The 13,778-nt window shown below is 53.1% G+C and carries 12 protein-coding genes and 1 tRNA gene; 5 read left to right on the top strand and 8 right to left on the bottom strand.

All coding sequences use genetic code 11. The annotated features are described in order from the left end of the window. Positions 1–357: 357 nt before the first annotated feature. From APH27_RS18885 to APH27_RS18880, 3 genes are read left to right on the top strand one after another with little or no spacing between them, the layout of a single operon-like run. Positions 358–1,638, top strand: coding sequence for an ABC-three component system protein (locus APH27_RS18885; protein WP_134698225.1), 1,281 nt, complete (start codon positions 358–360; stop codon positions 1,636–1,638). Further along, the gene (locus APH27_RS26465) at positions 1,635–2,330 is read left to right on the top strand and encodes an ABC-three component system middle component 1 (protein WP_134698223.1); all 696 of its coding nucleotides are present in this window, start codon (positions 1,635–1,637) and stop codon (positions 2,328–2,330) included. Before APH27_RS18885 ends, APH27_RS26465 begins: the two co-directional genes overlap by 4 nt. Next, the gene (locus tag APH27_RS18880) at positions 2,314–4,656 is read left to right on the top strand and encodes an AAA family ATPase (RefSeq protein ID WP_060485619.1); all 2,343 of its coding nucleotides are present in this window, start codon (positions 2,314–2,316) and stop codon (positions 4,654–4,656) included. The genes APH27_RS26465 and APH27_RS18880 overlap by 17 nt, the downstream gene beginning before the upstream one ends. Before the next feature lie 376 nt (positions 4,657–5,032). Here the strand turns inward: APH27_RS18880 and APH27_RS18875 are convergent, their stop codons facing one another. The 4 genes from APH27_RS18875 to APH27_RS18860 form a co-directional block, all read right to left on the bottom strand. Beyond that, on the bottom strand, positions 5,033–6,013 hold the full coding sequence (locus APH27_RS18875; RefSeq protein WP_060485618.1) for an integrase domain-containing protein: 981 nt from the start codon (positions 6,011–6,013) through the stop codon (positions 5,033–5,035). 930 nt (positions 6,014–6,943) lie between these two features. Beyond that, on the bottom strand, positions 6,944–8,263 hold the full coding sequence (locus tag APH27_RS18870; RefSeq protein ID WP_060485617.1) for an integrase arm-type DNA-binding domain-containing protein: 1,320 nt from the start codon (positions 8,261–8,263) through the stop codon (positions 6,944–6,946). A 163-nt stretch (positions 8,264–8,426) separates the two neighbouring features. Continuing rightward, positions 8,427–8,502, bottom strand: a tRNA-Thr gene (locus APH27_RS18865). 97 nt (positions 8,503–8,599) lie between these two features. Then, positions 8,600–8,848, bottom strand: a complete 249-nt coding sequence (locus APH27_RS18860) for a hypothetical protein (RefSeq protein ID WP_027917585.1) — start codon at positions 8,846–8,848, stop codon at positions 8,600–8,602. Between the two features lie 481 nt (positions 8,849–9,329). Here APH27_RS18860 and APH27_RS18855 point away from each other — a divergent pair, with 481 nt between their 5' ends. Together APH27_RS18855 and APH27_RS18850 are read left to right on the top strand one after the other, a co-directional pair. Continuing rightward, complete coding sequence (locus APH27_RS18855; protein WP_027917584.1) at positions 9,330–9,602, top strand: hypothetical protein; 273 nt, start codon at positions 9,330–9,332, stop codon at positions 9,600–9,602. After that, positions 9,595–9,867, top strand: a complete 273-nt coding sequence (locus APH27_RS18850; RefSeq protein WP_027917583.1) for a DUF3077 domain-containing protein — start codon at positions 9,595–9,597, stop codon at positions 9,865–9,867. Before APH27_RS18855 ends, APH27_RS18850 begins: the two co-directional genes overlap by 8 nt. 380 nt (positions 9,868–10,247) lie before the next feature. Here APH27_RS18850 and APH27_RS18845 read toward each other — a convergent pair whose 3' ends face one another. The 4 genes from APH27_RS18845 to APH27_RS18830 form a co-directional block, all read right to left on the bottom strand. Then, complete coding sequence (locus APH27_RS18845) at positions 10,248–11,453, bottom strand: methyltransferase (RefSeq protein WP_060485616.1); 1,206 nt, start codon at positions 11,451–11,453, stop codon at positions 10,248–10,250. A gap of 135 nt (positions 11,454–11,588) precedes the next feature. Further along, positions 11,589–12,278: an ABC transporter permease gene (locus APH27_RS18840; protein ID WP_027917581.1), complete on the bottom strand. Its 690-nt coding sequence runs from the start codon at positions 12,276–12,278 to the stop codon at positions 11,589–11,591. Continuing rightward, entirely contained in the window at positions 12,278–12,970 is a 693-nt protein-coding gene (locus tag APH27_RS18835; RefSeq protein WP_027917580.1) for an ABC transporter permease, read from the bottom strand. The genes APH27_RS18840 and APH27_RS18835 overlap by 1 nt, the downstream gene beginning before the upstream one ends. Before the next feature lie 53 nt (positions 12,971–13,023). Next, positions 13,024–13,773, bottom strand: a complete 750-nt coding sequence (locus APH27_RS18830) for an ABC transporter substrate-binding protein (RefSeq protein ID WP_027917579.1) — start codon at positions 13,771–13,773, stop codon at positions 13,024–13,026. Between the last annotated feature and the right edge of the window lie 5 nt (positions 13,774–13,778).

Below are 13,778 nucleotides of genomic sequence, written 5' to 3'. Positions count from 1 at the left end.
TTTTCAGCGCGTCAGTCCCCATTATCTTCTTCGGTCCTTTACGGTTTAGGCACTAAACGGTAGTGTCTGTAGTGGCATTGCGCCGTCATCGATTCATGTGGGAGCCTGGCCATGGATAGCCAAAGTAAAATCGCCCTTTCCGAAGATATATTCGATCAGTCCTATAAGTGTTATTGGGTTGCCAGACGGTGCTACGGTCAGTTTTTGAGGTCAGGCCTTGGGTAAAAATACAAGAATGCAATTATGGAATATCACATGACTACTACGTCATCTCGTTTTAGTTGCGCCGACCGAAATAGAATTACATGCTAATTTGAAGTCGCAGATATTTAAATCTGCAATTGAAGGTTTAGAGCTATGGCGAAAAATAGTGTCGAAGCAAGCTTGCCTCATACAGCGGTTGCGACCTGGGGTGGGTATATATATCAAGGAAAAATTGCGCTGTACCACTGCCTTAGTTTGATGTTGGAGAATTTGGTTGATAGTAAAAAGTTAGTACTGCAGCTTGATAGTATCGATGATTTCGCCATTTTATTAGATGGTGCATGTCAGTCCATGCATCAAGTTAAAGCGTATAAAAGCGATGAATTTTCAGCTTATTCTGGGGCGATAAGCGAACAAGTTAAAAAGTCAAAGGCATATCCTGGGTGTAAGGTTTTATTCCATGTTTCCAAGGATGTTGTCCTCCCTGCTGATTTCAGTAGTGTCTACTCGCCTGCAATTTTTTATAGTTACAAAAAAGATGCGCTAATTGAAAGTTATTGTGCTCTATCAGAAATTGACTCGCTGCTGGAAAATCTCATATGCGAGTTTTACATTAAGTATGAATCGGGTGCAAAGCATAAAACTGTGCCGGACTATTTGCAATGGTCTAGGAATCTTCTAGAAGACATTATAGTAAGTAAGATAATCTCGATGCATGCTGAAATCCAACTTTCCAAAGGGCCAGTTCAGCGTCAGGTTGCTAGTAGAGAGAAAATTAGTTTTGTGGATTTTTTCGATATTCTATCTGTCGAGTTAACTTCTTCCATACTTTGCGAAAGTTATTTTTTTTCGGTGATCATCAAAGATATTGGAAATTACTATTCCGATTTTTGCGATGAAAACGACTTGGCGCGTGAAGACTTAGACAAGTTAGGAAAGTGTGTTGCTAGGATTAATAAGTTTGATGTCGAAAAGCTAAAAGTTTTCATGCGCTCAATTTTGCCTAGTAAAAAAGGACGGTTTAACTCCTTGGCGGAGTACAAGGATGAGTCTGTAAACTCTGATGATCTTCAGTATGGGTTGTTTAGAATTTTCGATGATTTAATTGAGCCTGACTTTAATGATGGGACGCGGAATGCAGGTTTCTTCTGGGAGTTTTCTGGGTGCAGTTATTACCCGACGGCGATTCACCAAGGGAAGAAAAGTGCCGGTGCTATTTGTAAAAAAATTGTCGATAACTCTCTAAAGCATGATGTTGAATTTCTCTATGAAAGTGGAACATTGATTACCACAGATATAGATGCAGACTCTATATTTTCGGTCGCGAATGTTGGGCCGCGAGGTGGCGCCCTTCACGATCATACTAAATTTAATAAATTTAAAGATGTGGCGTTGGTGTCTATTGCTAATTTGCCAAGTGGGATTAAGAAATGAAGCAACTCTTAACTGAATTATTCTCTAGACATAGTTACTCAGAGACGTTGACTGAAGAGTTTAGCCTGTTCGTGCCTGACGATGTTAGTAAGGAAGCCTACTGGCTGGTTGTAGAGTCCTCGCCGCGAGCTGTAATTGAGAATCAGCATTCCTGGTTGACTAAATGCCAAGAGATAAACCGAAACCCTGCGGTCGAGAAGAATACGAGCCTAATTTGCATTTGGCCTGTCGAAAAAATCACCGATAAAATTATCTCTGAGGTTCATGCTACGGAAGAAGATTTATTTTTTTTCAAGAAACATGTGCTTTACCATACAGCTACCGAAATAGTTAGCCTCAATGAAAAGCTCGGAGAGGATAATGTTGCAGATTTAATTTTGAATTCGGTGAATAATCCTGATGTTTTCTCCAGTTATAAAAAATCTTTGGGCAGTGAAAGCTGGGAGGAATTAATTTATAGAATAGTTATAAAGCTTGGATTTATAGATATCGGAGAAGGTGAACCGGCTGATATAGAAGGGCTTTATACTCGACATCGCGAAAAAATTAGAAGCACAAAGCAGCCAGAACTCTTATCGTTTATTGAGTCCAGCGTACTTACTTCAAATGTTGATGGGTATGATAGCGCCGAGTCTCTATTGAAAGATTTGGTTGATAAGATAGCTGAGGCCGGCCATGAAGTTAAATATTAAAAAACTTATTCTAAAGAATTTCAAAGCATTTGTGGGTCATAAGTTTGAGATTGGTAGTTCTAATCTGGCAGTCTTGGATGGGCCTAATGGGTTTGGGAAAACCTCTTTTTTTGATGCTGTAGAGTTTCTTCTGACCGGCGATATTAGTCGCTACAATAATTTGGAGAGCTCCGTAGTTGATAAACGCTCGATAGCTTTAGGAAGCCCAATAGTCCATGATCAAGCAGTCGCAGGGGCTGAGATTTCAATTGTGGCGGAGATTGAAACCAGTCATGGACTGTTCTATTTAAAAAGAAGCGCGAGTAAAGATAAGCTGGATAGAGGGAAGGGGCTTGGATTAAAGCTGTTTAAGCTATTTGAGTTGACTAGTATCGATGGCGAGGAGCGGTTGGTTCAGGACGAGGAGTCCTTCTTAGGAGCAATACTTGGGGCCGGTTATCTTCGAGATTTCAAGCTTTTTCATTATGTTGAGCAAGAAGATAATACGGCAATTTTAAAAAGTAAAGCGTCGACTAAGCAGCAGAAAATTGACCATTTGTTTGATGTGGGAGACTACAGAGAAAAAATTAAGAAAATTGACACTGCGAAAGAGTTGATCGCCAGCCTAAAGACAGCTGCGAAAAAGGAGGACTTAATTTCGCGTAAAGCAGAGATTGAGCAATTGCATCGCTCTGTTAATGTTGGGGATGAAAATGTAATTGAACCTTATCAAAGATTAATCTTTACTACCCATCAACCGTGGGACCATGAAGATATCGCAGTCAAATCTTCAATCATAGCTACATGGTTAGGTGATGAAGGGGCATTGAATAGGCTTAGGAAATTTACAGAAAGAGTAGATAATTTTATCAGTTTCAAATTTAACTCTAGGATTGATAAAACCCTGAAGCCGAAGCAGGAGGCGCTTGAGAGTCTACTGAGGTTTGGTGGTCGCCTGGATTCGATTGCAGTATATAAAAATGATGTCGCTCTTTATGACTTTGGTGTGGATTTTTTAAGTAAATTTGAAAGCGGGATCCCCTCGTCGTTAAAAGAAGATTTGAGATTTGAACCTGATGTGTTTGATGGTTTTGGTTTTGAGTTGAGTTATAATGATTTTTCACAGGCTGTTGCTGAAATAAAGTTGGTTGTTGAAAACTCAAATTCCGTCGAGCTTGCTTACAATGAATTGAAGGCTGCTCGAGATCTATTTGTATCCAAGTACTCATCTGAACATATTATTCATGACGATGGCAACTGTCCTGCATGTGGTTATGACTGGGAGTCGTACGATGAATTGCTGCGCCACATGGAATCCCAAAAGTTAGTTCTAGAGACCCTTGTCGATTCTAATGGCGAAGCACTTAAGCGAAATATAGAGCGATTTGAAAGTAAAGTCTTAGGTCCTATTCGCCAAGTTATAGGAGAGCACGCTGCTGCTCAGGAAGAGTCTATAGATTACAAGAAAAAAATCGCCGAGCTTCGCGAGGAGCAGGTCTCGTATTTGCGTAAGCTGGTACGTGCATACTTATCTTATGGTATTGATTTAAGACCTTTCTACTGTACGAGCTTTGACTTGCAAGAGTCTTTGAGTATTAACAAACTTGGTGAGGCTGTTAGTGCTTTGTATCGCGTTGTCGATCATGATGCTATTGATGAAGATTTCCAAGAGATTTTTGAGCAAGTATTTTTGGAGGATGATAACTCGGCTTTAAGCCTAGAGTTGGATTCGATTGATAGAAAAATCTCCTATGTAAAGGCTGCTTATACTAGAAGTATTTACGGCGACATTAAGGACAAAGAAAGATCCTATAGTGTGGCCGAAGATACTTACAAGAAAGCCATTTACCTGGATAAAGCTCTAAGTAAGCTCAGGGATATTTATAATGAGAATTTAAATTCTTATGTGGCGTCAATTGCTAAAGGCATCGAGGTGCTATTTCATATATATTCAGGGCGGCTTTTGCAGAACTTTCAAAGTGGGCTTGGGATTTTTATTGAAACAGATGGTAAAAATTTGTCATTTCGAGAGAATCCGAAAAAATTGCATGATGTAATATTCTCTATGAGTTCAGGGCAGCTTTCTTCATTGGTGCTTTCGTTTACGCTTGCTTTAAATAAGAGGTACGCAAGGAACGCTATTTTATTAATTGATGACCCTGTTCAAACGCTAGACGATATAAATGTTGCTGGGTTTGTTGATTTGTTAAGGGCTGAGTTTTCCGATAGACAAATAATTCTTTCCACGCATGAAGATGAAATGTCGGCTTATATGCAATATAAATTCAAAAAATATAATTTAGATGCTGAGGGTTTAGATTTTAAACAAGTCTTTTCGGTTAATTGATGGTCCTGGTTTTTATTTGTGCGTCACTCTGTTGTTGTGGAGACCATCCTAGATGGTCTCCACATGTTGAAAGTTAAGTGCTAGTGTGAGTGGTTGGCTTTGCTGATGTTTTTGAATTTCCAAGACTTCCCTAGGCGAAGCGTGATTAAGGTTATGGTCAAAATATAGTAATAGCGCGTTGATTCTGCGCGCTGGTTTACGTACTGACTCAAGAACCAGACAAGATGTTTTCGCCGCCAAGTCCACGGGTTATCTCGGTGCCAGCGCACAGCGATAGCTGCTTGGATAGCTTTTGCTTGATGTAGATGGCGCTGACGTGTTGTCTGCGATCCGCTCATGACACCCCCTAGGAATACCTCCATATCGAACGGTTCGCTCATGCTCGGCCACCGATGTATGCAGAAACTATGTCGATACGACCGTGACCCAGCTCATAGCTGATTTGTACGCGTGCCTCCTGATCGAGGGGTTGGTCGAGCTGGTAGCAGCTTCCTCCTTTGATTGGCGAAAGCTGGTTTGCAATCTGCTCATACCGCTCGCATGCGTAGGCCGCCCGCAATTCGTGAAATCCCTTGAGGCGGTGCGCGTGAAGGATGTCCCGTGCAGGGCGGACAATCCGATGTTGAAAGTCTAGGTAGCTTTCGTTCAGTGCAAGCAAGTTGCCGCTTCCTAAGGGAGAGGCCTGCTCGGCGTACGTGAGCGCTTCACGAATATAATCATTCATCCAGATCCAACGATGCGCCGACGCACCCGAGCGGCCACCTTTGGTGCCATCTTGAATGTTAATTCTGCCGTATCGGTTGGCCTCTCTTTGCAGTCGAGGAAGATCAGCCAAAATGGCCTCTCGCAAGCGCATGCCGGTGGCTCGCGCCAGCAGAATGATCGCAGCGGCCCGTAGTTGCTGCTGGCGGCAAAGCACATCGACTATCTGTTTAACCTGTTCGCGGTCTTGGCCTTGCGGTATCGACTGTCGAACCCCGGTGCGCTGCATACCCAGTGCCTTGCTCGGACTGGACAATTTCACACACTGATCACCGCGCAGCGCCGCCATGGTCCTGTTAACGCTGGATAGCCGGTTTTGTGCGGTGCTGACGGCGAGGTCACCGCGCCTAACCACGTCACGCAGATAGGCTGCATAGTCGGTCAACACTTTGCGGTCAATCTGCCGCGCATCATTGATTCCGGGCCCCCGTTCGGAACGGCACCACCTCACGAATGCCAACCATCGATCACTGTGCGCCTTGACCGTGCCGTAATGGCCACCGCCAAACATGTCTTTCAGCGCCTGCGGCCCTGCATGGCTCAATTGCCTGCCGTAGCCGAAATTACGACCATCGCGTCTACCCACCAATGCCATGTCAGTCACCTAATCTACCGTTCTCTGATCCTCGCCCCACGTCATCCCGCCAAGAATGTTGAGTGTTATCAGGGATCAAGGCCCCTGCGACCTGTGGGGATGTCCTCTAACGCGGGACTGGCGGCTCCTTACGACCAGGAGCAAGGGCATCTCATGATCTGGCCCCCTGAGCACCGTTACCGGTGGGCGGGTGGAGGCTGCATTGGCTGACGAGACCAGTGCCGCGAGATCCTGAGCCAAGTGCAAGCAGCAATGCGATGACCGGGGCATGCCCGACTGTCAGTCATGTGCAGTCCATTCCCTGGTCTGCGGCACCATCATCTGCAGCGCTGTTGCTGGTGACATCGGCGTTTGTCACGCCGATTGTCACGAGGGGGAATGCCGCTAAGCCTTGTGCGATCAGGGCTGCAGCAGTGGTAGAAGTGCCCGTCTCTTTCCAGAAGAAAGAGACGGGCACAGGTTGGCGCAATATTCGGCCAAGCGGATAGGTTGCTGCAGGGCAGCGAGGTACGGTGTATCTGGCGCACGAGCGCTATATGTGTAAGAGCATCCATCACCGGGGAGGTGACCGGGCGAGCTGCCGGATGCGAATCGCCCTTGGGGAGAACCACCGCGGGAGCGGCGTGACCTTCAAGGTTCGGGCCACCTGGGGTGCTGTCATCGACAGCTCTTGCGACTCCCGGTCTACGCTTGTGGACAATATTCGTCAAGCAGCGCGATATCAGGGATTTAGCGCCTGTGGATAAAACTATCCCCCGGTGGACATCAGTGGTTTTCCACAGACGTAAGCTGTGCCAGCAGTTTTTTTCTTAGGTATGGTCCTTTCAAACGGGGCGGCTTTGCAGCCCCGTTTGAAAGGACCCGCGCGGAGGAGCTTCATGCGGTGCTGTGGGTAACTTCACAGCGAGTTTGAGGTGGTGGTGCGGCGGGTTACTCGGTCCTCTTGGCACTGCGAAGGCGCGTGACGTTCTCGCCCGTCTGCTTGGCAAACTCATGCGGCGTCACATGGTCCTCGCGGTTCGCCTCTAGAAACCGGCTCCACCAGGTCATGATCATCCGGCGCTCTTCAAGGAACTCAGCCTTGTGGGTATAGGCGGCGCGCACGTTGTTGCGTTCCTTGTGGCTCATCTGCCGCTCGATAGCCGTCTCCGACCACAGCCCGGACTCGACCAGCGCACTGCACGCCATGGCTCGGAACCCGTGGCCGCAGATATCCACCTTGGTGTTATAGCCCATCGTCCTGAGCGCGGCATTCACCGTATTTTCGGACATCGGTTTCCACGGCTTGGCATCTCCCGCGAACGCCAGCTCGAACTTGCCGGTGATCGCGTGGATCTGCTCAAGCAAGGCCACTGCCTGCGGCGATAAGGGTACAACGTGAATGTCCCCGGCCATCTTCGTACCCCTTGTGGAGAAGGGCACTCCGTCCAGCGCCGGGCGGGTGTCGGGGATCTCCCAAATTCCGCGCTTGAGGTCGAACTCATTCCAACGGGCGAAGCGCAGTTCACTGGAGCGTACGAATACATGCAACGACAGCATCACCGTGAGGCGCGTGAGCGGGCGACCTCTGTAGTCCTCGATGCATGCCAGTAGCTCTGGCAGCCGCGATAAGGGTAGTGCGGGTCTGTGAGTTACCCGCGGTGTCTTGATCGAGCCATCGAGGTCGTGAGCTGGGTTCGCGGTAATCAGTCGCAGCCGTTTGGCTTCACGCATGATGCTTTGCAGGTAGTTCTTGACCCTGAGCGCCACGTCGATGGTGCCGCGCTTCGTCAGGGCTTCCAGTGGCTGCATGAGGTCGTGGGTGTCCAACTCAACGATTGCTCTGGCACCGATCAAAGGGAATACGTGAGTCTTCAACCGGCTGAGCACAGTCTTGGCGTGGCCGGGCGCCCACTTCGGCACCATGCTCGCATACCAGTCGAGCGCAACGCTTTCGAAGGTGCGGCCGTTGATCACGGCTTGGGTCTTGGTTTGTTGCTTGTACTGGATGGGGTCTATGCCGTTGGCGAGCTGCTGCTTGATCTCGAAGCGCTTGCGGCGTGCGTCGCCTAATCCGACCACCGGATAGCTGCCGAGGGCGGTCAGGCCTTCGCGGCCATCGGGTTTCACGTACCTGAGTCGCCAGCCTTTGCGGCCGTTGGGTTGCACAAGCAGGTAAAGACCGTCGCCGTCGAAGAGCTTGTACTCGCGCTCTCTGGGCTTTGCCGTGCGACAGGTGGTGTCTGTAAGCGGGGCAGTGGTGCGGGCCATAAGGGTAGTCTCCGATATCGAAACGGACCTCTATCCTTAAAACTACCCTTATTAGCGCTGGCTACCCTCGGAATCCGACGGAACGCCAAAACGAAAAAACCCGCCAGAAGGCGGGTTTTTCGGGGGTTCCAGAGATTTTGAAAGCTTTCTATGGAACCTTGAATGGTGCCGGCACCAGGAATCGAACCCGGGACCTACTGATTACAAGTCAGTTGCTCTACCATCTGAGCTATACCGGCAATGGGGCGTCATTATAACGATCGTTTGGCGCCTGTAAACCACTTCCTTGCGATTGCGTGCAAATACCTAAGTTACCGGTCTGAAAGGAGAATTTTCCTACCAGCCGCGGTGGATGGTGTTGACGCTTGGCTCGGTTTTTCCAGGGTTGAAAAACAGCTTGTCGTTGTCGCAGCCGCGCTTGCGGCAGGGGCTTTCGACGCGCAGGGGCAGGCCGTTGTCGCCGCCCAGCTGCATGCCGGGGGTGTTCCAGTCCAGGTTGCTGGCAGGGTGCGGGGCAGGGCTGTGGCTGCAGGCGCCCAGAGTGAGGGTGAAGGTCAGCAGGGCAAAGGATTTGGCTTGGGTCACGATGGTTTAGTCCGTTAGTCCATTGTCGGTTCTGGCGCAACGCCAGACGGTCGCAGGGCTGGCGGGCAGCGTGCGACGTAGCTTTTTAATGATTTGGGGAGCGGATGATACACCGTCGGGCCTCTTCGCGGGTGAACCCGCTCCCACAGGGGCCGTGGTGATTTTGTGAGGGATTTCTGAACTTGAGGCCAAATGCTTCAGGATTGGGGTATTTGGGAATTATCCTACGTGGCTAGTCGACCCTGCTCTGTTGGCGGGGAAGTGGCCCGGGGATAACGTTCCTGGGTTGCCAATTTCTGGTGACCGGGCGTGAGAAACCCGACAAGGAGTTACTCGGCTAGTCAGTTATGGCGGTCGTACGCGGGCAGACTTCGGTCTGGCCGAGCTTTGTAGCTCCCTCGGTTTTCTCACCCCGTGTACGACTGCCACCTGAATCCGTGAGAAAGGTCCATGTGGTGGTTCCATTCAAGGAGCTGCTGTCATGAAAAAGATCGTTCCTGATCCACCCCGCTGCTTAATCCAAACCCCATATTTCTCTGTCCACAGCGACATTTCCCCCCAAGACGCCTTCACCCACGGCGCCGAGCTGATCCGTGGCGTAGCCGAAACCATCGATGAACACTGCCGCGTCCATGCCGGCGAGCCTGGCTTGAACACCTTGGCCAATGCTGCCTTTGCGGCAGAATCAGCATTGATCCTGTTCCAGCACGCGGTAGCGAGCATGAGCGATGAAGAGGGGCCGGCGCATGAGTGATGCCGTTAAAACCATCGTCACGGCCGGCGTGGAGACCTTCCTGGAAGCCGGAAACCCAACAATGGACCTGTTATGCGTACAGCCGGGTATCCCGATTGACCATGCCTACGAGCATGTGTCGGTGCTGCTCGGCTATATCAAGCACCTGGTGCGCGAGGGGGACATGGAGGACGACCATAAGCTGTTGGGCGCTGCGGATTATCTGTTGGCGCTGGCCAAGGCGCTGATGAACGATATCGAGATTGCCAAGAACAACGTGCATTGATGCGCAGGTGCGCAACGCTTTGTGGGAGCGGCCTTGTGTCGCGAAAGGGCTGCAAGGCGGGCCTAGGTATCAGCGTTGATGCCTAGATCTTGGGGCCGCTTTGCGGCCCTTTCGCGACACAAGGCCGCTCCTACAAAAGGGCCGTGTGCGGTTGGGAAATTAGTCTTTCGCGGCATGCACAATGAGAGCTTATGCACAAGAGGCATCGGCGCCTTGCGCGAAAGGCATGCCGCTCTCGTATACCGCCGGTCTTTGCGCAAACACCTGTTTTTACTGGGCTTGAGGTGTGCACCGGAATAAGCCGAGCGCTTGAAATAGCGCTTGGCTCCATCCATTCATCAAAAGCTTGTTCACAGACTTATCCACAGCTTTTGCTGCGGCTAACGGTCACGCTCGGCCAGCAGCAGCAGGTTGCGCGGCGTGAGCGGATAATCGCAGAAAGTACCCAGGCGAACGTCGTAGCCCTGTTCTTCGAGGAACAGGGCGCGGTCGAGTACCAGCCACAGCTCCAGTGGGCGGCGGAACAGGTTGCGCAGGCGCTCGAGGTTGCGCACTTGGGCCAGGCGCTGCCAGCCGGCGGCCTCCAACGCGGCCCAGTCCGGTTTGCCACTCAGCTCGACCTTGCGCAGGTCGGCCAGCTCACGGCAATACTGCTCGAAAGGCTTGCCCAGCCAGGCAATCGGCAGCGAAGGAGTGGACAGGTATTCATCGCATTGGCGTTGCTCGCGCTGCAGCAGGTCGAAGCCCAGGCGCCGGGCCATGGAGCAGTCGCGCTGGTGGCGCACGCGGGCGCTGGCGGTGACGGCTTCATTCAATGGCAGGCCGAGGTCGATCAGGCTCAGATGCAGTGGCGAGTGCCGCGCGGCTGTGGATAACGGCGGGTAGTGCTCGCCGGGGATGCGGTTGTAGCAGCAAGGGGCAACGGCCAGGTGCCGACAGCCTTGCTGGCTGGCTTGGCGCAGCAGGTGGACGTGCAGTTCGCCGCAGGCGTGCAGGGCGACCACGCTTTTATCGTGGTCCAGATACTGGGCGCTGCTGGTGGCCATGACGTCCTGGTGGACGTGGGTCGCGGGCAGGTGGTGGTGATCGCTCAGGGCCTGGCCAGCGGCGACCAGCTCGGGGTTGTACTCCAGGCAGGTCAGCTGCTGGCCGGGTTGCAGCAGGCGGCGGCCGAGGTGGCCCTTGCCAGAACACCAGTCGAGCCAGTGGCGAGTGTGTTGGCGAAAGCCCAGGCGGCGGCTGAAGGCTTCGATCTGTTGCCATTTGCGGCCCGGGACGTTGACGTCCAGGCGGTGGCCGGCGTTGGGCAGGCCGGTGTCGGGGAGCTCGCCCAGGGCTGACAGTTGCTCGGCTTGCGCGGCCAGCTGCGGGAACGGGGCGGGCAGGCCTTGCGGGTTGATGTCGGCTTCGGCATCGGCCAGGGTGCACTGGCGCAGGTGGGCGGCGAGTTCAGGGTATTCGGTTTCCCAGTCCAGGCGCAGGGCGGTGAAGGGCCTGGGTTTCCACAGCGGCTGGTGCTCGGTCAGGAACTGGTCCAAGGCCTGGAAGCGGTCGTGCAACGCGTGGCTGTGGAGGTAGGTGGACATGGGGCAGGGCTTGAGGTGTGTGGTGGTTTCAAGGGCCCTTTCGCGGGTAAACCCGCTCCCACAGGTGTCACCACAGGCCTGAAGGCAGTGGAGCGCCTGTAGGAGCGGGTTTACCCGCGAAAGGGCCAGTAGGGTTCAGCGGCCCTGGCAGGCGTCCACGCGCAACCAGCGCTCCAGCAGCTTGAAGCCTTGCACCAGCACGAACGAGATCACCAGGTAGAACACCCCGGCAGCGAAGAAGATCTCCACTGGCAGGTAGGTCCGGGCAATGATGGTACGGGCCATGCCGGTCAGTTCCAGCAGGGTCACGGTACTGGCCAGGGCGCTGGCCTTGAGCATCAGGATCACTTCGTTGCTGTAGGCCGGCAGGCCGATGCGCGAGGCGCGCGGCAGCATGATGTAGAACAGCGTCTTGCCCCGCGACATGCCCAGCGCCCGCGCCGCTTCGATCTCGCCCTTGGGGATCGACTGCAGCGCACCGCGCAGGATTTCGGCGATGTAGGCGGCGGTGTGCAGGGTCATGGTCAGCACCGTGCACCAGAACGGATCGCGCAGGTACGGCCACAGCGAGCTGGAACGTACGGCATCGAACTGGGCCAGGCCGTAGTAGACCAGGAACAGCTGCACCAGCAGCGGCGTGCCACGGAAGAAGAAGATGTAGCTGAACGGCACGGCGCGCACGTACCAGTGGCGCGAAGAGCGGGCGATACCCAGCGGGATGGCCAGGATCAACCCGGCGACCACGGCAATGGCCACCAGCTCCAGCGTCAGGGTCGCGCCCTCGGCCAGGCGCGGCAGCCACTTGAAGATGACTTCCCAATTCATTATTCAGCCCTCGCAAAGCCGCGAGCGGCGCGTTTTTCCATGAAGTGCATACCGGTCATGGCGACCACGGTCAGGCTCAGGTAGATGCAGGCGGCGACCATGTAGAAGGTGAACGGCTCTTTGGTCACGGTCACGCCGATTTGCGCATGGCGCATGATTTCTTCCAGGCCGATTACCGACACCAGCGCGGTGTCCTTCATCAGGATCATGAACAGGTTGCCAAGGCCCGGCAGGGCGATACGCCACATCTGCGGCAGGATGATCCGCGACAGGATGCGGCCCTTGGACAGGCCCAGCGCAAGGCCAGCCTCACGGTGGCCCTTGGGGATCGCCAGGATCGCACCGCGGAACACTTCAGTGGCATAGGCGCCGAAGCACAGGCCCAGGGCGATGACACCCGCGGCAAAGGCGCTCAGTTCAAGGCCTGGCAGGTTCAGGGCTTCGCCGAGGCTGTTCATCAGGCCGACGGTGCCGAAGTAGATAAGCAGGACCCAGAGCAGTTCGGGCACGCCGCGCACCAGGGTCGAGTAGAAGCCGCCAAGCCATTGCAGCGGCTTGATCGAGGAAGTCTTGGCCAGGGCGCCGAGCAGGCCCAGGACCAGCCCCAGCAGCAGGGCGCAGAGCGCCAGTTTTACGGTCATCAGGGTGCCGGCCATCATGGCCGGACCGAATCCGTGCAGGTCGATATTCATGGGCAGGTCATTCTAGGGACGTGCGCGCCGCGAGGGCGCGCAGGTCAAGCGGATCATTCGATGCTGAATGGGAAGTACTTGTCGTTGATCTTCTTGTACGTACCGTCAGCCTTGATTTCCGCCAGGGCGGCGTTCAGCTTCTCGCGCAGCGGGTCACCTTTGCGCACGGCGATGCCGATCTTGTCGCTGTCCATCACTGGCTCACCCTTGAACTCGAAGTTCGAGCCGTCCTTGCTCTTCAGCCACTCGTACTGCACGTACTTGTCGGCAAGGATGCCGTCGATGCGGCCGGCAATCAGGTCCAGGTAGGCGTTTTCCTGAGTGTCGTACAGCTTGACGTCGACGCCCTTGAAGTTGTCTTCAAGGTAGGTACCGGCCAAGGTTGCGCGCTGGGTACCGATGGACTTGCCTTTCAGCGACGCTTCGTCAGTCTTGAAGTCGACGTTCTTCGGCGCGATGAACTGCAGCTTGTTGGAGTAGTACGGGTCGGTGAAATCGACCGCCTGCTTGCGCTCGTCGGTAATCGACAGCGACGACACCAGGAAGTCGAACTTCTTGGCGTTCAGGGCCGGGATGATGCCGTCCCAGTCGGAGGTAACCACCGAGCACTCGACCTTCATCTTGGCGCACAGGGCGTCGCCGATGTCCTTGTCGAAGCCGACGACGTTACCGCTGGCATCCTTGTTGTTGAACGGTGGGTAAGCGGCTTCGATACCCATGCGCAGTTTTTCCGCGGCCATGGCATTTGCCGACATCACCAGCGTGGCAGCGGCTGCCAGGAGGAACTTCTTGTAAGTGTGCATGTATT

Origin of the sequence: Pseudomonas sp. NBRC 111123, assembly GCF_001320205.1 — a bacterium.
Lineage (GTDB): Bacteria > Pseudomonadota > Gammaproteobacteria > Pseudomonadales > Pseudomonadaceae > Aquipseudomonas > Aquipseudomonas putida_J.
This window is presented reverse-complemented; position numbering and strand designations above follow the sequence as displayed.

Bases quoted from the DNA above. Each gene is read 5' to 3' on its own strand.
- APH27_RS18885 (WP_134698225.1), top strand. From the start codon at position 358: ATGGCGAAAAATAGTGTCGAAGCAAGCTTGCCTCATACAGCGGTTGCG.
- APH27_RS26465 (WP_134698223.1), top strand. From the start codon at position 1,635: ATGAAGCAACTCTTAACTGAATTATTCTCTAGACATAGTTACTCAGAG.
- APH27_RS18880 (WP_060485619.1), top strand. From the start codon at position 2,314: ATGAAGTTAAATATTAAAAAACTTATTCTAAAGAATTTCAAAGCATTT.
- APH27_RS18875 (WP_060485618.1), bottom strand. From the start codon at position 6,013: ATGGCATTGGTGGGTAGACGCGATGGTCGTAATTTCGGCTACGGCAGG.
- APH27_RS18870 (WP_060485617.1), bottom strand. From the start codon at position 8,263: ATGGCCCGCACCACTGCCCCGCTTACAGACACCACCTGTCGCACGGCA.
- APH27_RS18855 (WP_027917584.1), top strand. From the start codon at position 9,330: ATGAAAAAGATCGTTCCTGATCCACCCCGCTGCTTAATCCAAACCCCA.
- APH27_RS18850 (WP_027917583.1), top strand. From the start codon at position 9,595: ATGAGTGATGCCGTTAAAACCATCGTCACGGCCGGCGTGGAGACCTTC.
- APH27_RS18845 (WP_060485616.1), bottom strand. From the start codon at position 11,453: ATGTCCACCTACCTCCACAGCCACGCGTTGCACGACCGCTTCCAGGCC.
- APH27_RS18840 (WP_027917581.1), bottom strand. From the start codon at position 12,278: ATGAATTGGGAAGTCATCTTCAAGTGGCTGCCGCGCCTGGCCGAGGGC.
- APH27_RS18835 (WP_027917580.1), bottom strand. From the start codon at position 12,970: ATGAATATCGACCTGCACGGATTCGGTCCGGCCATGATGGCCGGCACC.
- APH27_RS18830 (WP_027917579.1), bottom strand. From the start codon at position 13,773: ATGCACACTTACAAGAAGTTCCTCCTGGCAGCCGCTGCCACGCTGGTG.